Origin of the sequence: Mesorhizobium sp. M1078 (assembly GCF_040318615.1) — a bacterium.
Lineage (GTDB): Bacteria > Pseudomonadota > Alphaproteobacteria > Rhizobiales > Rhizobiaceae > Mesorhizobium.
On sequence record NZ_JAMYMP010000014.1, the window covers coordinates 162920 to 181918 of the forward strand.

Sequence of the window (18999 nt, forward strand, 5' to 3'; positions counted from 1 at the left end):
CAGGCCCGCAACAGGACGCTCTTTGCCGAGCTTATGCCGCGATCTGGCTCGTAGACCGTTCGTGGATTGTCGCACCGGTTTGAGCGTCAACTGCGACCAGGCTGACCTCGTAGCCCCAGAGGCTGCGGACATGGCGGAGCGTCGCGTCACGGCTGGCCCCTTCGAGCACAACACCATCCTTTACCCTGTGTTGCAGCCGCAACTGCCGGTCGCCGAGCAGGTCGACATCAATCACCTGGATGTCCGGCCGATTCGCTCCAAGGTCGTAACTGTGGGCTAGCTGGGCGCGTATCTTGTGATAGCCACGTTCGTTGTGGATCGATGCGACTTCGAAATGCGGTTTGTCGGCTCCATCGCCAAGCACGAAGAACCGCCATTTTCGGATCAAGCTCGGGCTGAGGTACTGGCGGATAAAGGATTCGTCGCGGTGGTTGGCCCAGGCCTCAAGCAGGACCTCGCGCCAGTTGCCATGTCCCGCAATGTCCGGGAACCAGTCGCGGTCCTCCGCCGTCGGCTCGGTCGAAATGCGCTGTATGTCCTGCATCATGTCGAGGCCGAGGGCATAGGGATTGATGCCTGAAAACCGGGGATCGTCAAAGGCCGGCTGGAAGATCACGTTCGAATGGTTACGCAGGATTTCGAGCATGGCACCTTCGCCGATCCGGCCACGATCGAATAGCATGTTCATGAGCGTATAATGCACGAAGGTGGCGCAGCCTTCATTCATCACTTGAGTCTGTCGCTGCGGGTAGAAATATTGCGCGATGACGCGGACGATCCTGATGATCTCGCGCTGCCAGGGTTCCAGGATCAGGCTGTTCTTCTCGAGGAAATAAAGGAGGTTTTCCTCGGGCAGGTTGAGCGATCTCTTGCGCTCCGCCATCCCTTGATCCTCATTGCCGGACTTGTTTTTGTTCTGCGACGGCGGCAGCGTGCGCCACAGATCGTTGTAGGAGCGCTCTTCGTATTCGAGGCGCTCGCGAAGCCCTTCGCGCTGTCGCTCCGACGAGAGCTTTGGCGGCCGGTGGTAGCGGAACACCCCTTGTTCCATCAGCGCATGGGCGGAATCGAGAATGGCCTCCACTGCTGCAAGGCCGTGCCGCTCCTCGCACCGGGCGATGTAGCCCTTGGCGAAGTCCAGATAACCCAGGATTGCCCCGGCGTCGGTCCATTGCTGAAACAGATGATTGTTCTTGAAGAAATGATTGTGGCCAAGCGCCGCGTGGGCCGTCACAAGGGCCTGCAACGCCATGGTGTTTTCCTCCATGAGGTAGACGATGCAGGGATTGGAGTTGATGACCAGTTCATAGGCCAGCCCCCGACCACCCTTACGGTAAAGAAGCTCCTGGTGAAGGAAATGTTTGCCGAACGACCAATGCCGATACATCAGTGGCATGCCGATAGATGAGTAGGCGTCGAGCATCTGCTGGGAGGAGATTATCTCCATCTGGACCGGGTAAGTATCGAGATGCAACTCGTCGACCGCGATCGCCTCGATCTCTTCAAAAGCCCGCGATAATTTCTCGAAATTCCAGTCAGAACCGGAAAACAACAAATTCGTTTCGTTGGCTCGCCTGACCATCTCTCTCTCTCAAGCGCTCTTGATGGCCGCCGGCTGTCTGGCGAAGAGCCGGTGGAAGACCGGGTAAATATCCGCGGGAGCAGCGATGCGGCTCATCTGGAAGTTGGGCCATTTCAGCTCGATCGTACTGTAGGCGCGCCAAAGCGACGTCCCGTTTTCGGTAGCACCGAATATGTGGCTCTCGCGTTCGTCGATGATCTCGACATAGGCGAAATACTGGCACAGGCGCATGAGCTTGCCGTTCATGAGCTCTATGCATCGCTCGGAATCGGTGGTGAAATTGTCCCCGTCAGAGGCCTGCGCGGCGTAAATGTTCCACTCGCTGGCAGGATAGCGCTGGCCGATAATGCGGTGCATTTCGTCGAGCGCGGTGGAGACGATCGTACCGCCGCTCTGCGTGTTGTAGAAGAACGTGTCCTCATCCACTTCGTGCGCCTCATGGGTATGGCGGATGAAGACGATCTCCGTGCGTTCGTAGCGCCGTTTCAAGAACAGGTGCAGCAGCACGAAGAAGCGTTTGGCCAAGTCCTTTTCGCGTTGGCCCATCGATCCGGACACGTCCATAAGGCAGAACATGACGGCATTGGCATTCGGCACCGGCCGGGCGTCGAAGCGGTTGAATCGGATATCGACCGGATCGACAAAGGCAATTCGCCTGCGCCGTCGCTCCAGCCGGTCAAGCTCGTCGCGTAATTCCGCGATGCGCTGGCGCACCGCCGCGCCGGCCGGGGCCGACTCAAGCGTGACGATTTCCCGGAGGATCGCCTCCAGTTCCTGCTGCGTGGGGCGCCTCAGCGCAATGCGCCGGCCTAGGCTGTTGCGCATGGTGCGGCCGGCATTGATGTTGGTCGGGGAACCGGTCGCCGCGAAGCCGGCCCGGCGCGGCTTGAAGGCAAGGATTTCCTTGAGATTGAGCTTAACCAGGTCGGGCAGTTCGAGATCCTCAAAAAAGAGTTCGAGCACCTCCTCGCGTGACAGCACGAAACGAAAATCGTCTTCCGACGCCGTGTTTCCTGGCGACGACGCCGCGCCGCCCCCATGCGGCTTCGGGAGCAGGTCTCCAGGGGAAAAATGCCTGTTGCCCGGAAGGATGTGTCGGCGCCGTCCGCTGGCCCTGTCATCGTTGAAGCTCGGCTCGGCCGTTTTCCTTTCAGGCATGGGCACGGCGTGCTCGGTATCGACGTCGGCGATCCTGCCAGTGCGGATTTGATCGCGAATGCTCCGCTTCAACTCCTCGCGAGCACGCCTGAGGAAGCGCTGTCGATTGCCAAGGCTCTTGTCCTTGGGGTTCAGGCGACGGTCGATGAAGATCGGCATGGAACCATCCGGCTCTGTCAACCCGCCTTGTTCACCCGCATGTACCAGTCCACCAGCCGGCGTACCTGCCGTTCTGTGTAGCCACGCTCGATCATGCGCTGCACGAATTCGTTATGGCGCTTTTCCGTAACGCTGTCTTGCTTGGAGCCGAAGCTGATCACCGGCAAGAGGTCCTCGACCTGTCCGAACATCCGCTTCTCGATGACCTCGCGCAGTTTTTCATAGCTGGTCCATGACGGGTTGCGGCCGTTGTTTCTTGCGCGAGCGCGCAGAGTGAACTTCACCACCTCGTTACGGAAGTCCTTGGGATTGGCGATGCCTGCCGGTTTCTCGACCTGCGAAAGTTCGTTGTCCAGGATCTCCCGGTTGAGGATCTGGCCGGTGTCGGGGTCCTTGTAGTCCTGGTCCTCAATCCAGGCATCCGCATAGGCGATGTAGCGGTCGAAGAGGTTCTGGCCGTATTCGCTATAGGACTCCAGATAGGCCTTCTGGATTTCGTGGCCGATGAACTCGGCGTAGCGCGCCGCAAGCTCCGACTTGATGAATTCAAGATAGGCCGCTTCCGTTTCCTTCGGGAACTGCTCCCGCTTGATCGCCTCCTCCAGAATGTACATCAGATGCACAGGATCGGCGGCCACCTCCTCATTATCGAAGTTGAATGTCTGCGAAAGGATCTTAAAGGCAAAGCGCGTGCTGACGCCCGTCATGCCTTCATCGACGCCGGCGGCGTCGCGATATTCTTGGACCGACTTTGCCCTGGGATCGACTTCCTTCAGATTTTCGCCGTCATAGGCGCGCATCTTGGTGTAGAGCGGCGAGTTGTCGTGCTCGGCCAAGCGCGTCGAAACTGCAAAGCGGCTGAGGATGTCCAAAACTTCAGGGGCACAGGGGCTGGCGGCCAACTCGCTCTCACGCAGCAATTTCTCATAGATCTGCCTCTCTTCGGTGATCCGCAGGCAATAGGGTACCTTGACCACCAGGATGCGATCGAGAAACGCCTCGTTGTTCTTGTTGCTCTTGAACTGTTGCCATTCCGACTCGTTGGAATGGGCGACGATGATCCCCTGGTAGGGAAAGGCGCCGAAATTTTCAGTGCCGTTGTAGCTGCCTTCCTGTGTCGCGGTCAGCAGCGGATGCAGAACCTTGATGGGTGCCTTGAACATCTCGACGAATTCAAGCAGACCTTGCGTGGTCCGGTTCAGGCCACCGCTATAGGAATAGGCATCGGGGTCGGACTGGCTAAAATTTTCCAATTGCCTGATGTCGACCTTGCCGACCAGGGCCGAGACATCCTGATTGTTCTCATCGCCAGGTTCGGTCTTGGCAATGCCGATCTGGCGCAGCCGCGAAGGCATCAGCTTGACGACGCTGAATTTGGAAATGTCGCCAGACAATTCGTCGAGGCGCTTGGCCGCCCATGGCGAAATCAATCCGTTCAGCCGGCGCCGGGCAATGCCGTATTTATCCTCTAGCAGATCACCCATGTGATCGGGATGGAACAGCCCAAGCGGCGACTCGAAAACCGGGCTGATCTGGTTGCCGACCTTCAGCGTGTAGATCGGGCGCTGCTCCATCAGTTTCTTCAGGCGCTCGGCCAGAGAGGATTTGCCGCCGCCGACCGGGCCGAGGAGATAGAGGATCTGCTTGCGTTCTTCGAGCCCCTGCGAGGCATAGCGGAAATATCCAGCTATGCGCTCGATCGTATCCTCCATTCCATAGAAGTCAGAAAAATGAGGGTAGATCTTGAGGGTCCGATTCGCGAAAATGCGGCCGAGGCGCTCGTCTTTGCTGGTGTCAACCAGTTTTGGTTCGCCGATTGCGTCGACCATCCTTTCGGGCGCCGAAGCGTACATCGATTTGTCTTCCCGACAGGCAAGAAGATACTGTTGGATGCTGACCTCTTCGTCCGCCGCATTGGCATAAATTTCCGAAAAAAGATCGAAGACGTCGGATTGGGTTGCACGCATGATGTTCTGCCCTCGGAGCCGATCTGGATTCCAATCGCCTCATCACCTTCAACTGTCGGAAAGCATTGTTGGTTCCCTTCACATGAAGGAGAGTGGCTGCAATCCGGGTAGAAGGCTTGGGAGGAAACATTCGGAGTGGCTGGAATGGCGGGTTGCCCGGTGCTGCGGCGCTGATGGGCGGCGTTGTCGCCGGCCAGCTATCTCGATGGACACAAGCATCCGCCGACCTTCATCGCCTATTCGCGCGCCGAAGGCCGCGACGACCAATCGAAGGCTTTGCCAAACGCCTGCGCGCCATCGGCACTGAAGTGACGCTGTTCGACGGCAACGCCTACACGTACATGTCGATAAATCACGACTTCGGCGAGGACGGCGACGCGTTGACCGCCGCGATGCTGGCCTTCCTGAATGGACCGTCGGTTGATCGCCGGATCCCCGCGAGGCGTCCTGGATCAGACCAAAAGCCCCGGCGGGACATTGCCGACCCGGCGCCTACAGGTGCAATTGTTCCTGAATTGTCGATTGGGAAAGAAAATCATGAATGGCGCCGATCTGCTGTGCGACGTGCTCCTGGCCAATGACGTCACGGTCTGCTTCGCCAATCCTGGCACATCCGAAATGCATTTCGTTGCCGCACTGGACCGCAAACCTCAGATGCGTTGCGTGCTCGGCCTGTTCGAGGGCGTGGTGACCGGCGCCGCCGACGGCTATGCGCGCATGACCGACCGCCCGGCAGCAACGTTGCTGCATACCGGACCGGGTCTCGCCAACGGTTTGGCCAACATGCACAACGCAAGGCGTGCGCGCAGCCCGATGATCAACATTGTCGGCGACCATGCTTCTTACCATCTGCCGCTCGATGCCCCGCTGACCAGCGACATAGAAGGCCTGGCGTCGCCGATGTCGAACTGGGTTGGCCGCGTCAAGGGGCCGGCCGATATTGTGCCGGCCGCAGAGGCGGCTTTCCGCGCCTCACTCACGCCGCCTGGCGTCACGACGCTGATCCTGCCTGCGGATGCCGCCTGGGGCGAAGTTGCTGCGATTTCACCTGGCAAGGTGGAGCTTGAGCCGCCGCCCGCCGTCGACATGGCTGTTGTGCGCACGATCGCCGAAGCAATCCGCGCCGCGCCGGGCCGTGTCGGCATGGTGGTGCGTGGGCAGGCGGCGCGCGCCGATGGACTTGAAATCGCAGGGAGAATCTCATCGGGAAGCGATGTCAGGCTGTTCAGTGAGGTTCTGATCGCCCGCATGCAGCGCGGCCGCGGGCGGTTCGCCCCGACCCGCATTCCCTATCCGGTCGATGCGGCGACGGCCACGCTCCGGGATATCGATTTGCTGGTGCTGGTCGGCGCCAAGGAGCCGGTTGCCTTCTTCGCTTATCCCGGCAAGCCCGGGCGGCTGGTTCGGGACGATTGCAAGGTGCTTTCGCTGGCGGCGCATGGCCAGGATCTGAAAGCGGCGCTGGAGGCGCTGGCCGACGAGCTCGGCATCAAGCCGACGCAGCAATTCGCCGCCGCAACCGCCATTCCAGACGAACCGACGCTGAGCGGCAGACTGACGGACGATGCCATCGCGCTGTCGGTGGCGCGCAAACTTCCGGCCAATGCCATCGTCTGCGACGAAGCGGTCACCTCGGCGAGACGGTTCTTCACGCTATCCGCCTTTGCGGCGCCGCACGACTACATGATGGGTACGGGCGGATCGATCGGCGGCGGCATTCCCATGGCTACCGGCGCGGCGATCGCCTGCCCGGACCGCAAGGTGATCAATCTCGAAGCCGACGGCAGTGGCATGTACACGGTGCAGGGACTGTGGACCCAGGCCAGGGAAAAGCTTGACGTCGTGACCATCATCTTTTCCAACCGGACCTACGCCATCCTGCATGGCGAAATGAAGAATGTCGGGGTCAATGAGATCGGCGAGAACGCTAGGCGCATGCTCGATCTCGACCATCCGGCGCTGGACTGGGTTGCGCTGGCCAAAGGCATGGGCGTCGAGGCGGCCCGCGCCGACACGTGCGAGCGGTTCGACGCGCTGCTCGACAGTGCCCTGTCGCGTCCGGGACCGTTTCTCATCGAAGCGGTGATCTGAGGCGGAGAGACTTACCAACGGGTCTTTTCGCCGGGTGCAGCCGGTTCGATTGCCAGCGCATGGACGCCGGCTTGCAGCTCCGCTGCGAGCAATTCGTTGACGGCGCGGTGGCGGTCGATGCGGCTCATGCCGGCAAAGACGGATGAGACGATGCGGACGCGAAAATGCGTCTCGCCGGTGCCGTCATAGGCACCGTGATCGTCGGAGCCGTGGTGGTGATGACCGGCATGAAGGTGGCTTTCATTGACGATCGCCAGCCGCTCCGGCGAAAACGCCTTGTTCAGCTTGTCTTCCATCGTCGCCTGTATGGACATCGCCATCTCCCTTCACCATATCTGCAAGGCGTGATCGGGAAATCGGGATCGATCCCGCCGGGCCGCCTCAAAAATCGCCATTCGCCCTGCTTTATGCCGCGATTCAGCGGTTAGGGCGATGATCGCGAAAATGTCAATTCTTGTTTCGCACGTGCGAACAGCCCATAAATGGGTGAGATGAAACCGTACCCCAAATATTTCGAGAAAATTCGGGTCCGTCCCGACAAGGATGCGGAGCTGAAGTCGCACTCGCCGATCTGCCAGTGGGACGGCTGCAAGGAGGCCGGTACCCACCGGGCGCCGGTCGGACGCATGAAGGAAGGCGAGTATTTTCAGTTCTGCTTCGATCATGTGCGCGAATACAACAAGGGTTTCAACTACTTCTCCGGCGTGCCGGACACCGAGATAGCCCGCTTCCAGAAGGAAGCGATGACCGGCCACCGGCCGACATGGAAGATGGGCGTCGCCGGCGCCTCGACGCGCTCCTCGCCCGATTTCGCCCAGCAGCGTTCCGGTCGCGCCGGCTATTACAACCGCATGCGCGATCCTTTCGACCTGTTCAAAGGGCCGAAGGACCCGCGCGAGGCGCGCGAACGCAAGGCCAAGCCGCTTGAGGCCAAGGCGCTGGAAACGCTTGGCCTTGATACAAAGGCGACTGGCAAGGACATCAAGGCGCGCTATAAGGAACTTGTGAAGCGCCACCATCCGGATGCGAATGGCGGCGATAGAGGTTCGGAAGACCGGTTCCGCGATGTGCTGCAGGCCTATCGCGTGCTCAAGCAGGCGGGTTTGTGCTGAGCAACCTAACGGTTCGTGTCGTTTTCCAACTTTCATAAGGGTGGAAAAGGCTCTAAGACCGCCCCCGGACAAAATCGATTGCCGGCGAAATCAGGCATTTCGCCAGTGGAGACTTGGATAGAGATGAACAAGGTCGATCGCGACATCGCCAATTTGCCCGACACGACGGTGTCGGTGAAAGACAAATTCGGCTTCGAGTCCAAGATGGTGGTGCCGGCCTATTCGGTGACCTCGGAACATGTGCCGGACATCGATCCGGACTATCTGTTCGACAAGGCGACGACGCTGGCGATCCTTGCCGGCTTTGCCTACAATCGCCGCGTCATGGTGTCTGGATATCACGGCACCGGCAAATCGACCCATATCGAACAGGTCGCCGCCCGCCTTAACTGGCCCTGCGTGCGCGTCAACCTCGACAGCCATGTCAGCCGTATCGACCTCGTCGGCAAGGACGCCATCGTCGTCAAGGATGGCCTGCAGATCACCGAATTCCGCGACGGCATCCTGCCCTGGGCCTACCAGCACAATGTCGCGCTCTGCTTCGACGAGTACGATGCAGGCCGTCCGGACGTGATGTTCGTCATCCAGCGCGTGCTGGAATCGTCGGGCCGCCTGACGCTGCTCGACCAGAGCCGGGTCATCCGCCCGCATCCGGCGTTCCGCTTGTTTTCGACCGCCAACACGGTCGGCCTCGGCGACACTACCGGCCTCTATCACGGCACGCAGCAGATCAACCAGGCGCAGATGGATCGCTGGTCGATCGTCACCACGCTGAACTACCTGCCGCACGACAATGAGGTGAACATCGTGCTGGCCAAGGCCAAGCACTATCGCGACGGCAAGGGCAAGGACATCGTCAACAAGATGGTGCGCGTCGCCGACATGACGCGCTCGGCCTTCATCAATGGCGATCTGTCGACCGTGATGAGCCCGCGTACCGTCATCACCTGGGCCGAAAATGCCGAGATCTTCGGCAATATCGGCATGGCGTTCCGGCTGACCTTCCTCAACAAGTGCGACGAGCTGGAGCGTTCGGTGGTGGCCGAGTTCTACCAGCGCGCCTTCGGCGAGGACCTGCCCGAGAGCGCCGCCAACGTGGTGCTGGGCTGAGCAGAGCCTCGATGGCGGGTCCGGGCGACAACACGCGCAACAAGTCGAAGACGGGGTCTGAAGCCGACAGCTTCAAGCGTGCCGTCACCGTCTGCATGCGCGCCATCGCCGGCGACAAGGAGCTCGAAGTCGGTTTCGCCAAGGACCGCCCGGCGCTCGCCGGCAGCCGCGCCCGATTGCCCGAACTGCCGAAGAAAGCGTCCAAGACAGACATCGCGATTACTCGTGGCCTGGGCGATTCCATGGCGCTGAAGCGCGCCTGCCACGATCAGCGCATCCACACCAAACTGGCGCCGGAAGGCAAGCTGGCGCGCTCGATCTATGACGCCGTGGAACAGGCCCGCGTCGAGGCGATCGGCAGCCGCGCCATGCAGGGCGTCGCCGACAATATCGGCTCGATGCTGGAGGACAAATACGCCAAGGCCAACCTTGTCGACGTCAAGGACAAGGCCGACGCGCCGATCGAGGAGGCGCTGGCGCTTATGGTGCGCGAAAAGCTGACCGGACGGCCGATCCCGAAGAGCGGCGAACGGCTGGTCGACCTCTGGCGGCCCTGGGTCGAGGAAAAAGCCAAGGCCGATCTCGACGGACTGTCGGCCAAGCTTGGCGACCAGCAGGCCTTTGCCCGCGTCGTGCGCGAGATGCTTGCGTCCATGGAGATGGCCGAGGAACTCGGAGACGACCAGGAAACCGAAGACTCCGAGGACAGTGACGACAACCAGCCGCAAGGCGAGGAGCAGAGCGAGGAGGGCGGTGAAGACGATTCCGGCTCCGAGCAGTCGCAGTCCGAGGATGCCGAGGCCTCGGCCGACGACGAACAGTCGTCCGAGACTGAGGCCTCCGACGCCACTGCCGACGATCTTTCCGACGATGACGATGCGGACGCCGAAACGCCGGGCGAGGCGCGCCGTAACGACAACCCCTTCGCCAACCTGCCGAAAGAGATCGACTACAAGGTTTTCACCACCGCCTTCGACGAGACGGTCGGTGCGGAAGAGCTGTGCGAGGAAGAAGAACTCGACCGGCTGCGCGCCTTCCTCGACAAGCAGTTGGCCAATCTCTCCGGCGTCGTCGGCCGGCTCGCCAACCGGCTGCAGCGCCGCCTGATGGCGCAGCAGAACCGTTCCTGGGATTTCGACCTCGAAGAGGGTTATCTCGATCCGGCACGCCTGGTTCGTGTCGTCATCGACCCGATGCAGCCGTTGTCGTTCAAGCAGGAGCGCGACACCAAATTCCGCGACACGGTGGTGACGCTGGTGCTCGACAATTCGGGCTCGATGCGCGGTCGGCCGATCACGGTTGCCGCCACCTGTGCCGACATTCTGGCGCGCACGCTGGAGCGCTGCGGCGTCTCGGTCGAGATCCTCGGCTTCACCACGCGGGCGTGGAAGGGCGGACAGGCTCGCGAGAAGTGGCTGAAGGACGGCAAGCCGCCGAACCCCGGCCGGCTCAACGATCTGCGCCACATCATCTACAAATCCGCCGATCATCCGTGGCGTCGCGCCCGGCGCAATCTCGGCCTGATGATGCGGGAGGGCCTGCTCAAGGAAAACATCGACGGCGAGGCGTTGTTATGGGCGCACAACCGGCTGATCGCCCGGCCCGAACAGCGCAAGATCCTGATGATGATCTCGGACGGCGCGCCGGTGGACGATTCGACGCTGTCGGTCAATCCTGGCAACTATCTCGAGCGGCATCTGCGCGCCGTCATCGAACTGATCGAGACGCGCTCGCCGGTCGAGCTGCTGGCCATCGGCATCGGCCACGACGTTACCCGCTATTACAGGCGCGCCGTCACCATCGTCGATGCCGAGGAACTGGCCGGCGCCATGACCGAGCAGCTGGCCTCGCTGTTTGCCGAGGAAAACGTGCGCGATACACGCCGCGGCGGCTACCGGCGCGCCGGATGATTTTTTTGCGCGGCGGGTTTCGGCAGATGCTCTTCGCGGTCACTGCCTTGTTCGGCATGGCGTTTGCGCCGGCCATCGCCGCCGGCCCAAGCGCGGTCGAGCCGGTCGAAGTCTCGGCGCGGCCGATCACCACCTTCCGTATCGGCAGCGCCGACAAGCAGTTTGGGCTGCTGGAATTGGTCGGCGGTCTTGAGATGAACTCGACGACGCGCGATTTCGGCGCGCTGTCGGCATTTCGGTTCGTCAAACCCGGCAGCGATTTCATCGGCGTCGCCGATACGGGCTTCTGGTTCTTCGGCTCGATCACCCATGATGCCGACAAGCGGCCGTCCGGCATCCAGAATTTCCGCATGCAGCAGATGGTCGATGAGAAGGGCCGGCCGATCGACAAGAAATGGGAAGTCGATGCCGAGGGCCTTGCAGTCAACGACGGCATTGCAACCGTCGGCTTCGAGCGCGATCACCGCGTCGCCCAGTTCAAGATCGACCCCAGCAACATGACTGCGCCGTTCAAGCAACTGAACTTCCTGGTTCCAGCCCGGGAACTGCGGCAGAACCGCGGTTTCGAGACCGTCACCCACGCCAATCCCAACGGCCAGCACGCGGGCGGCCTCGTCGTGGTCTCGGAAAAGAGCTTGGACAAGGCTGGCAACATCTATGCCGCCATCATCGAAGGGCCGCACAAGGGCGTCTTCACGGTCAAGCGCAACGGTGATTTCGACATCACTGACGGCGCCTTCCTGCCGGATGGCGACCTGCTGCTTTTGGAGCGCAGTTTCTCGATGGCCGGCGGTGTCAGGATGCGGCTAAGGCGCATCTATGGCGAAAGCGTCGAGAAGGGCGCGGTTGCCGACGGGCCGGTGCTGATGGAAGCCGACATGGGCTACCAGATCGACAATATGGAAGGACTCGACGTCTGGACCCGCGATGACGGAGCGCTGATGGTGTCGCTGATCTCGGACGACAACCATTCGATCCTGCAGCGCAACCTCTATCTGGAATTCATCCTGCACCAGGATTGAGAGCCCTAAGGCTTGGTGGCGATCCAGATGACGTGGCGCGCGCCGCGCTTGCCATTGGCGCGCGTCTTCACCTCGTCCACGACAAAGCCCGCCTGCTTGAGCCTAAGTGTGAAGCCGGCATCGGGGCCTTGCGACCAAACAGCCAGCACGCCCCCGGGCCTGAGCGCTGCACGCGCCGCGCCGAGGCCGGCAGCGCCATAGAGGGCGTCGTTGCCCCTGTAGACGATGCCTTCGGGGCCATTGTCGACATCGAGCAGGATGGCGTCCCAGGCTGCCTTGTCGGATCTTATGATGTGCCCGACGTCGGCTTCGCGAACCGTCACACGGGGATCGTCGAGACAGCCGGCGAAGACCGCCTCCATGGGGCCGCGCGCCCAGGCGATGACGGCGGGGACAAGCTCGGCAACCGTGATGCCTGCGTCGGCGCCCAATTGGGCAAGCGCAGCGCGCAGCGTAAAACCCATGCCGAGGCCGCCGATCAGGATTTTCGGTTGGGCGCGGCCGCCGATCTTTTCACAGGAGAGCTTGGCCAGCGCTTCTTCGGAGCCGCTGAGGCGGCTGTTCATCAGCTCATTGGTGCCGAGCATGATCGAGAATTCGCTGCCGCGCTGCTTGAGGCGCAGTTCCTGTCCGCCGTCAGGCGTTTTGGCCGAGCCGAGCTGGACCCAAGGGATCACGGCCTAGACAGCCACGGTCGGCTGGCTCCAGTGGGCGGCGAGCAGCCGGTAGGGGATCAGGGCCACAACAGCGATGATCAGCTTCACCGAGAGGTCGCCCAGCGCCCAGGAGACCCAGCGCATGGTCTCGACCGGCAGCACGCCCATCAGCGGCGCCGTCTCCAGCGCAAAGCTGTCGTTCGGGCCGGCAAAAGCGAAGGCGGCCGAAAAGGCGATGCTGAAGAATACCAGGGTGTCGAACACCGAGCCGACCAGCGTGCCGACGATCGGCGCGCGCCACCAGCTCTGCCGGCGCAACCGGTTGAACACGGTGACGTCGAGCAATTGCGCGCAAAGGAAAGCCGCGCCGGAAGCTGCGGCGATGCGCACCAGCCGGTCGGCTGATGTCTCGAACTCGATCAGGCCGTGGCGAAACAGGAAGGGCGGGACGAGGATCGAGCAGACCACAGCGGTCATGAAGCCGACAAGGACGATGCGGCGCGCCACGGTCGGCCCGTAGCGGCGGTTGGCAAGGTCGGTGACCAGGAAGGAGAAGGGATAGGTGAAGGCGCCCCAGGTCAAGATGTCGCCCAGCGACAGACCGCCGGCCTGGCCCTGCATCGGGAACTGCACGAGGATGTTCGATGCCACGACGACAAGCGCCATGGCGGCCACAAAGGGCAGATATCGCGAGAAGGAAGTCATTTTTTTATTCTGGGTAATGGAACCAGCCAGGCGCTAGCCGAAATCCGGATCGCGCTGCCTTGCAAGTTTTGAGCATCGGATTGCTCCGATGCTGCTGCCTTTAATGTTTTGAGCATCGGATTGCTCCGATGCTCAGGGCGGTCGTCCCCCGCCTTGATATCGTTAAGCGGCGGGCTGGTCAGCCAGCTTCTTGGCGATCTGCTTCTTCAACAGGCGCGCGCGCTGCGACAATTCCTTGGCGTCGGCCTTGGCTAGGAAGGCGTCGAGGCCGCCGCGATGCTCGACCGAACGCAGCGCGTTGGCCGAAATGCGCAGGCGCACATTCTGGTTCAGCGCTTCCGAAATCAGCGTCACATTGACGAGGTTCGGCAGGAAGCGGCGCTTGGTCTTGTTGTTGGCGTGGCTCACATTGTTGCCGGTCTGGACTGCCTTGGCAGTGAGTTCGCAGGTGCGGGACATGGTTCTAACCTTCAGTTCTGTCTAGCCTGCCAAACCTTGTTCGCCCGCGCCGGGTGGCGCGCGGTTTCAGTCAGGCGGCCTTATGGAAAAGTTGGCGTTCCATAGTTGCATTTCGCCAATGCGTCAAGCTCCGGCTTACCCACGACTGTGACGAGCGTTTCACATAAAGGCCGGAATTCAGCCTATAAGCGGTCGGACAGGGACATATCAAGCCGGAGTCGCCCGCGCTCCGGATAAAAAAATCAAGGACCGAGCCCGCCATGCTTCGCCCGTCACATGCCGTTGTCGCCATACTTGTCGCCGCCTTGCCGACATCCACCCTTGCTGCCGCGCCCGCAGCCACCGCACAGTCCTTCAAGGGCGAATACACGGTGTCGTTCCTCGGCCTTTCCGTGGCCAAGGCGACATTTTCCAGCCACTACGAAGGCGGTAACTATTCCATAGACGGCACCGTCTCCAGCGCGGGTCTCGCCACCTTGTTCGACGACACGAGCGGCACGATCTCGTCAAAGGGCAAGATCCTGGGCAAGCAGATGCAGCCACAGGTATTTCGCGCGGATTATAAGTCCGGCAAGAAGGCTTCCATGGTCGATATCCGCTTTGCCAATGGCGCGGTGACCGCCACCCAGGTCATTCCCGAACCGAAAAAGCGCAATCCCAAAAACTGGATACCGCTGGGCAGCAACGATCTGGCATCGGTGCTCGATCCGATGGCGGCTACCGTCATCCATGCCGACAGCCTCGACCAGGTCTGTGGGCGCAAGGTGAAATTCTATGACGGCGAGATGCGCGCCGACCTGACGCTGACCTACGCCTCGAAAGGATCGATCTCGGTCAAGGGCTACAAGGGCGACACCGTTACCTGCAAGATGAGCTTCGAGCCGGTGGCAGGCTACCGCAAGGGCCGCAAGGCGCTGAATTACCTGAAGAAGAAGAGCCAGATGATGGTGACGTTTGCACCGCTCGGCCAAACCGGCATATATGCGCCGATCCACGCCACGGTCGGGACGCAGATCGGCACCTTGACTGTCAGCGCGGGGCGGTTCGAAGCAACTGAATAGACGCGCCCACCCGAATAGAATGGGGCGCGTCGCCGGAGACGGGCATGGGGCGCGCAACACTGATCGGTTTCTCGGCGGTCGCCATGTGGGCGCTGCTGGCGTTGCTCACCGATGCGTCGGGCGCCGTGCCGCCATTCTTGCTCTCGGCCATCACCTTCACCATCGGCACCGCGGTCGGGCTGGTTGCCCGGCTGTTCATGCCGGCGACCGATAAAAGCCTGAAGATCCCACGCCAGGTCTGGGTGATCGGCATTGCCGGACTGTTCGGCTACCATTTCTTCTATTTCACCGCGCTGCGCAACGCGCCGGCGGTGGAGGCAAGCCTGATCGCCTATCTGTGGCCGCTGCTGATCGTGCTGGGATCAGCGCTGATGCCGGGCGAGAAGCTGGCCTGGAACCATGTCGTGGGCGCGCTGCTCGGGCTCGCCGGGACCGTGCTGATCGTCACCAAGGGTGGCGGCCTCGCCTTCGATGCTCGCTACACCTTCGGCTATGCGATGGCGGCCGTGTGTGCGCTGCTGTGGTCGTCCTATTCGCTGCTGTCGCGGCGCTTTCCGGCGGTGCCGACCTCGATCGTCACCTGGTTCTGCGCCGCCACGGCAGCCCTGTCCCTCATCTGCCATCTTCTGCTGGAAAAGACGGTGCTGCCCGATGGCCCCGGCCAGTGGCTGTCGGTGGTTGGTTTGGGGTTGATGCCGGTGGGTGCCGCCTTCTACGCCTGGGATATCGGCGTCAAACGAGGCAACATCCAGGTGCTCGGCGCGGCAAGCTATGCGGCGCCACTGCTGTCGACATTGGTGCTGATCGCGGCGGGCGTTGCCGAGCCGTCGCTGCGTATCCTGGCGGCCTGCGTGCTGATCACCGGCGGCGCGGCGCTGGCGGCGAAATCGTTGTTCCTGCGCAAGGCGGCAGCGGGTGGAGCAAGCGCATGACGATGCCGTTTGCCGGCGGCATTGACGCCAATGCCAACGCCACATTGATTTTTTCGCTGGTGGCGGCGGTGATCTACGCCCTCACCCTGGATATGCGGCCGACGCTGGCCCGCTCGGCGGCAAAGACGCTGTCCGTGGCCATGCTTGCGGCGCTGGCCTTCATGCAAGGTGGGCAGCTGTTGCTCGTCGCGGCGCTGGCGCTCAGCGCCGTCGGCGACGCCTTCCTGTCGCGTGACGGCGAAAAGGCCTTCCTCGGCGGGCTGGCCAGCTTCCTTGCGGCGCATGTCCTCTATGTGCCGCTCTTCCTGCGCAGCGGCGGCGGGCTGGATGTGCTCAGCACCGAGACATGGCGCGGCGCCATCGCGCTGGCCATGGCGGCCTTCGCAGTCGTCATGCTGGCAGCACTCTGGCGCCGTGTCAGTCCCGGCCTGCGGGTGCCGATCGCCGTCTATATCGCGGCCATTCTGGCGATGGGCATCTCGGCGTTGACGCTCGACAATCCGTGGGTCATCGGCGGCGCTGTTATGTTCATGGCATCGGACGGGCTGCTTGCCGCGAGAAATTCCTGGTTCCGGCAATAGCACCCTATCGCGCCGGCATCCGTTATGCGGTCTGGGTGCTGTACTACGCCGCCCAGCTCTGCATAACTCTTGGTTTTCTTCTGGCCTAAGGCTGCCAGCCCGGCTCGGCCATTTCAAACGCGGCGAAGTCGAAGCCCGGCGCCACGGTGCAGCCGACCAACGTCCATTCGCCGAGGCTGCGCGCCGATTGCCACCAGCCGGCCGGCACGACGATCTGCGGCCGCTCGCCCGCCGCAAGCTCAATGCCGAGCACCTGCCCGATCACCTGGTTAAGCATTGGACTACCTTCCTCGCACATCGACAGCGCCAGCGGCGCTCCGGCATGGAAGTGCCAGACCTCGGCCGCGTCCTTGACCCGGTGCCAGGCCGAAATCTGGTCCTGTTCAAGGAGGAAATAGATCGCCGTCGAATGGCCACGCGCGCCACCGGCGCCGTCGCGAAAGGTCTCGGCATACCAGCCGCCTTCCGGATGCGGCTTGAGGCCAAGCATGGCGATGATTTCAGCGGCGCTGGTCATGGCTGATCCCGGAACGATGCTCAGAAATTGTCCTTGCGCTTGCGGATTTCCGCGAACACTTCGGCGTCGGAGGCCTCCTCCATACCGAGATGCTTGCGGATCGCCGGGTCGTGCCAGCGCAGGAACGGATTGGTCGACAATTCCTCGCCGATCGTGGTCGGCAGCGTCGCCTTGTTGTCGGCGCGCAGGGTCTCGATCTTGGCGGCGCGTTCTTTCAGCGCCGAATTGGTCGGGTCGACGGTCAACGCAAAGCGGGCGTTCGAAAGCGTATACTCATGGCCGCAATAGATGACCGTGTCCGCCGGGAGTGCGGCGAGCTTCTTCAGCGACTCATACATCACCGGCGGCTTGCATTCGAACAGCCGGCCGCAGCCGAGCGCGAACAAAGTGTCGGCGGTGAACGCCACTTTCGAGGCCGGAAAATGATAGGAGACATGGCCCGCAGTGTGGCCGGGCGTGGCGATGACATCGATCCGCTCGCCGCCGAGATGGACGACCGAGCCTTGCCCGACGGTCTCGTCGATGCCGGGGATCTTTTCCTTTTCAGCCTCCGGTCCGACGATGCGCAGCTTGAAGCGCTCCTTCAGCGCCAGATTGGCCTCGACATGGTCGACATGGTGGTGGGTGGTCAGGATCATCGTCGGCTTCCAGCCGGTACGCTCGATCGCGGCAATGATCGGCGCTTCTTCGGGCGCGTCGATAATGGCGGTCTCGCCGCTTTTCGGGTCATGCACCAGCACGCCGAAATTGTCGCTGCGGCACATGAACTGTTCGATTTCGACGGGCATTGGCATCTCTCCATCTGTTGGCGCAGACATAGGGCGCTTGGCCGCCGATGTCACTCTAGCTTTGCAGAACGTGCCGGCTTTGTTGAACTTGGGCGGCATCGCAGCTACCGTCCCGCGCATGCATTCCGATATCGTCGATCTCCGCTCCTTCTATTCGACCACGCTCGGCCGCCTGGCTGAACGCTCGATCACCATGGCGCTGTCCTCAATATGGGCAACAGTGCCCAATGAGCGGCTGGTCGGGCTCGGCTATACCTTGCCGTGGCTGGAGCGGTTCGGCACCGATGCCGAGCGGGTGTTTGCCTTCATGCCTGCTACGCAAGGCGCCGTCGTCTGGCCGGCGAACGGGCCGACGGCTACGGCGCTGGTCTTCGACGAGGAATTGCCGCTGGTCGATTCCTGCATCGACCGCATGCTGCTCGTGCATTCGCTCGAACATGTCGAAAACCCGCGCGAGACGCTGAACGAGATCTGGCGGGTGCTGTCGCCGGCAGGGCGCGTCGTCATCGTCGTGCCCAACCGGCGCGGTGTCTGGGCGCGGTTCGAGCACACGCCGTTCGGCAATGGCCGGCCGTTCTCGCGCGGCCAGCTGACAGAATTGCTGCGCGAGGCGAATTTCACACCGGCTTCCTGGTCCGACGCGCTGTTCTTCCCGCCATCGCCGCGGCGCTTCATGATGCGGTTCCACAATGTGCTGGAGCGCGCCGGCCGGCGGTTCTGGCCGATCTTTTCCGGCGTCATCGTGGTCGAGGCGCAGAAGCGGCTCTATCAGGGCGTGCCGGTCGCGCAGCGCGCCTCGCGCCGTGTCTTCGTGCCGGTACTGTCACCGCACGGTGCGACGCGGCTTGGCCGCCGGGCGGAAGGGGTGACATCGACGACGCGTCAGGTGACACCTTCGTGATCATCATGAAAACTGGTGTTGCGTGGGTTTTTCCCACCTACCTGTCGCAGATGCATTCGCGGTCCGTTTGAGCGGCGGATGCCTTCAAGTATCTCCATCTGGTTTCAGCAACGCTTCTGAACGCAAGGACCTCGTGCATGGCTGATCAACCGGACAAGTCCGCCACCGCTCAGCCGGTAACCGTCGAAGCCAGCAGCCTGCGCGATCAGGTGGCGACGATCAAACGGGCGCTGATAGGCTCACCGGTGCGCAAGTGGCTGGTCTGGACGTCGGTCGGCATTATGGCGG

18 protein-coding genes and 1 pseudogene are annotated in these 18999 nt (G+C 62.1%); 10 read left to right on the forward strand and 9 right to left on the reverse strand.

What is annotated here, in order from left to right; translation table 11 throughout:
- Nucleotides 1-31 precede the first annotated feature (31 nt).
- Genes NKH38_RS19775 through NKH38_RS19785 form a run of 3 tightly spaced genes read right to left on the reverse strand, consistent with a single transcriptional unit; the run spans nucleotide 32 to nucleotide 4866 of the window.
- Nucleotides 32-1582, reverse strand: coding sequence for a SpoVR family protein (locus NKH38_RS19775; RefSeq protein WP_023670670.1), 1551 nt, complete (start codon nucleotides 1580-1582; stop codon nucleotides 32-34).
- Between the two features lie 9 nt (nucleotides 1583-1591).
- Nucleotides 1592-2899: a YeaH/YhbH family protein gene (locus NKH38_RS19780; RefSeq protein ID WP_023686733.1), complete on the reverse strand. Its 1308-nt coding sequence runs from the start codon at nucleotides 2897-2899 to the stop codon at nucleotides 1592-1594.
- Between the two features lie 17 nt (nucleotides 2900-2916).
- Entirely contained in the window at nucleotides 2917-4866 is a 1950-nt protein-coding gene (locus NKH38_RS19785) for a PrkA family serine protein kinase (RefSeq protein ID WP_352762195.1), read from the reverse strand.
- 152 nt (nucleotides 4867-5018) lie between these two features.
- Between NKH38_RS19785 and NKH38_RS19790 the strand changes: the two genes are divergently transcribed.
- Both NKH38_RS19790 and NKH38_RS19795 read left to right on the forward strand, forming a co-directional pair.
- Complete coding sequence (locus tag NKH38_RS19790) at nucleotides 5019-5447, forward strand: hypothetical protein (RefSeq protein WP_352762196.1); 429 nt, start codon at nucleotides 5019-5021, stop codon at nucleotides 5445-5447.
- Nucleotides 5404-6957 (forward strand): acetolactate synthase large subunit, encoded by a 1554-nt coding sequence (locus tag NKH38_RS19795; protein ID WP_352762197.1) that lies wholly within the window; start codon nucleotides 5404-5406, stop codon nucleotides 6955-6957. Before NKH38_RS19790 ends, NKH38_RS19795 begins: the two co-directional genes overlap by 44 nt.
- An 11-nt stretch (nucleotides 6958-6968) precedes the next feature.
- On the opposite strand, the gene NKH38_RS19800 is transcribed toward NKH38_RS19795, so the two are convergent.
- A complete protein-coding gene (locus NKH38_RS19800) occupies nucleotides 6969-7271 on the reverse strand; it encodes a BolA family protein (protein ID WP_023670675.1) in 303 nt (100 codons plus the stop codon).
- Nucleotides 7272-7439: 168 nt separating this feature from the next.
- Here NKH38_RS19800 and NKH38_RS19805 point away from each other — a divergent pair, with 168 nt between their 5' ends.
- From NKH38_RS19805 to NKH38_RS19820, 4 genes are all read left to right on the forward strand, one after another.
- Nucleotides 7440-8069, forward strand: a complete 630-nt coding sequence (locus NKH38_RS19805; RefSeq protein ID WP_032887126.1) for a J domain-containing protein — start codon at nucleotides 7440-7442, stop codon at nucleotides 8067-8069.
- 123 nt (nucleotides 8070-8192) lie between these two features.
- On the forward strand, nucleotides 8193-9179 hold the full coding sequence (gene cobS / locus NKH38_RS19810; protein WP_023670677.1) for a cobaltochelatase subunit CobS: 987 nt from the start codon (nucleotides 8193-8195) through the stop codon (nucleotides 9177-9179).
- A gap of 11 nt (nucleotides 9180-9190) precedes the next feature.
- Nucleotides 9191-11089 (forward strand): cobaltochelatase subunit CobT, encoded by a 1899-nt coding sequence (cobT, locus tag NKH38_RS19815; protein WP_352650950.1) that lies wholly within the window; start codon nucleotides 9191-9193, stop codon nucleotides 11087-11089.
- Nucleotides 11086-12111 carry an esterase-like activity of phytase family protein gene (locus tag NKH38_RS19820; protein ID WP_352514779.1) on the forward strand — a complete coding sequence of 342 codons (1026 nt, stop codon included), beginning with the start codon at nucleotides 11086-11088 and terminating at the stop codon, nucleotides 12109-12111. Before cobT ends, NKH38_RS19820 begins: the two co-directional genes overlap by 4 nt.
- 5 nt (nucleotides 12112-12116) lie before the next feature.
- Here the strand turns inward: NKH38_RS19820 and NKH38_RS19825 are convergent, their stop codons facing one another.
- The 3 genes from NKH38_RS19825 to rpmB form a co-directional block, all read right to left on the reverse strand.
- On the reverse strand, nucleotides 12117-12788 hold the full coding sequence (locus NKH38_RS19825; protein WP_023714983.1) for a polyamine aminopropyltransferase: 672 nt from the start codon (nucleotides 12786-12788) through the stop codon (nucleotides 12117-12119).
- A 3-nt stretch (nucleotides 12789-12791) separates the two neighbouring features.
- Nucleotides 12792-13472, reverse strand: a complete 681-nt coding sequence (locus NKH38_RS19830; protein ID WP_023714982.1) for a queuosine precursor transporter — start codon at nucleotides 13470-13472, stop codon at nucleotides 12792-12794.
- Between the two features lie 162 nt (nucleotides 13473-13634).
- Nucleotides 13635-13931, reverse strand: a complete 297-nt coding sequence (gene rpmB / locus NKH38_RS19835) for a 50S ribosomal protein L28 (protein WP_023670682.1) — start codon at nucleotides 13929-13931, stop codon at nucleotides 13635-13637.
- Nucleotides 13932-14191: 260 nt separating this feature from the next.
- Here rpmB and NKH38_RS19840 point away from each other — a divergent pair, with 260 nt between their 5' ends.
- From NKH38_RS19840 to NKH38_RS19850, 3 genes and pseudogenes are all read left to right on the forward strand, one after another.
- The gene (locus NKH38_RS19840; protein WP_023714981.1) at nucleotides 14192-14992 is read left to right on the forward strand and encodes a DUF3108 domain-containing protein; all 801 of its coding nucleotides are present in this window, start codon (nucleotides 14192-14194) and stop codon (nucleotides 14990-14992) included.
- A gap of 44 nt (nucleotides 14993-15036) precedes the next feature.
- A complete protein-coding gene (gene yddG, locus NKH38_RS19845) occupies nucleotides 15037-15924 on the forward strand; it encodes an aromatic amino acid exporter YddG (protein WP_352762198.1) in 888 nt (295 codons plus the stop codon).
- Nucleotides 15921-16594, forward strand: a pseudogene (locus NKH38_RS19850) (lysoplasmalogenase). The gene yddG and the pseudogene NKH38_RS19850 overlap by 4 nt, the downstream one beginning before the upstream one ends.
- Here the strand turns inward: NKH38_RS19850 and NKH38_RS19855 are convergent.
- Nucleotides 16591-17022, reverse strand: a complete 432-nt coding sequence (locus NKH38_RS19855; RefSeq protein WP_352762199.1) for a cupin domain-containing protein — start codon at nucleotides 17020-17022, stop codon at nucleotides 16591-16593. The pseudogene NKH38_RS19850 and the gene NKH38_RS19855 sit on opposite strands and share 4 nt — an antisense overlap.
- A 20-nt stretch (nucleotides 17023-17042) precedes the next feature.
- Complete coding sequence (gene gloB, locus NKH38_RS19860; RefSeq protein ID WP_023670687.1) at nucleotides 17043-17810, reverse strand: hydroxyacylglutathione hydrolase; 768 nt, start codon at nucleotides 17808-17810, stop codon at nucleotides 17043-17045.
- A gap of 118 nt (nucleotides 17811-17928) precedes the next feature.
- Here gloB and NKH38_RS19865 point away from each other — a divergent pair, with 118 nt between their 5' ends.
- Entirely contained in the window at nucleotides 17929-18711 is a 783-nt protein-coding gene (locus NKH38_RS19865) for a class I SAM-dependent methyltransferase (RefSeq protein WP_023670688.1), read from the forward strand.
- Nucleotides 18712-18999: the final 288 nt, after the last annotated feature.

Excerpts from the sequence above, each read along its gene's own strand:
- NKH38_RS19775 (WP_023670670.1), bottom strand. The coding sequence starts at position 1,582 with ATGGTCAGGCGAGCCAACGAAACGAATTTGTTGTTTTCCGGTTCTGAC.
- NKH38_RS19800 (WP_023670675.1), bottom strand. The coding sequence starts at position 7,271 with ATGTCCATACAGGCGACGATGGAAGACAAGCTGAACAAGGCGTTTTCG.
- NKH38_RS19855 (WP_352762199.1), bottom strand. The coding sequence starts at position 17,022 with ATGACCAGCGCCGCTGAAATCATCGCCATGCTTGGCCTCAAGCCGCAT.
- rpmB (WP_023670682.1), bottom strand. The coding sequence starts at position 13,931 with ATGTCCCGCACCTGCGAACTCACTGCCAAGGCAGTCCAGACCGGCAAC.
- NKH38_RS19795 (WP_352762197.1), top strand. The coding sequence starts at position 5,404 with ATGAATGGCGCCGATCTGCTGTGCGACGTGCTCCTGGCCAATGACGTC.
- NKH38_RS19780 (WP_023686733.1), bottom strand. The coding sequence starts at position 2,899 with ATGCCGATCTTCATCGACCGTCGCCTGAACCCCAAGGACAAGAGCCTT.
- gloB (WP_023670687.1), bottom strand. The coding sequence starts at position 17,810 with ATGCCCGTCGAAATCGAACAGTTCATGTGCCGCAGCGACAATTTCGGC.
- NKH38_RS19785 (WP_352762195.1), bottom strand. The coding sequence starts at position 4,866 with ATGCGTGCAACCCAATCCGACGTCTTCGATCTTTTTTCGGAAATTTAT.
- NKH38_RS19830 (WP_023714982.1), bottom strand. The coding sequence starts at position 13,472 with ATGACTTCCTTCTCGCGATATCTGCCCTTTGTGGCCGCCATGGCGCTT.
- NKH38_RS19840 (WP_023714981.1), top strand. The coding sequence starts at position 14,192 with ATGCTTCGCCCGTCACATGCCGTTGTCGCCATACTTGTCGCCGCCTTG.
- cobT (WP_352650950.1), top strand. The coding sequence starts at position 9,191 with ATGGCGGGTCCGGGCGACAACACGCGCAACAAGTCGAAGACGGGGTCT.
- NKH38_RS19820 (WP_352514779.1), top strand. The coding sequence starts at position 11,086 with ATGATTTTTTTGCGCGGCGGGTTTCGGCAGATGCTCTTCGCGGTCACT.
- NKH38_RS19865 (WP_023670688.1), top strand. The coding sequence starts at position 17,929 with ATGCATTCCGATATCGTCGATCTCCGCTCCTTCTATTCGACCACGCTC.
- cobS (WP_023670677.1), top strand. The coding sequence starts at position 8,193 with ATGAACAAGGTCGATCGCGACATCGCCAATTTGCCCGACACGACGGTG.
- NKH38_RS19805 (WP_032887126.1), top strand. The coding sequence starts at position 7,440 with ATGGGTGAGATGAAACCGTACCCCAAATATTTCGAGAAAATTCGGGTC.
- yddG (WP_352762198.1), top strand. The coding sequence starts at position 15,037 with ATGGGGCGCGCAACACTGATCGGTTTCTCGGCGGTCGCCATGTGGGCG.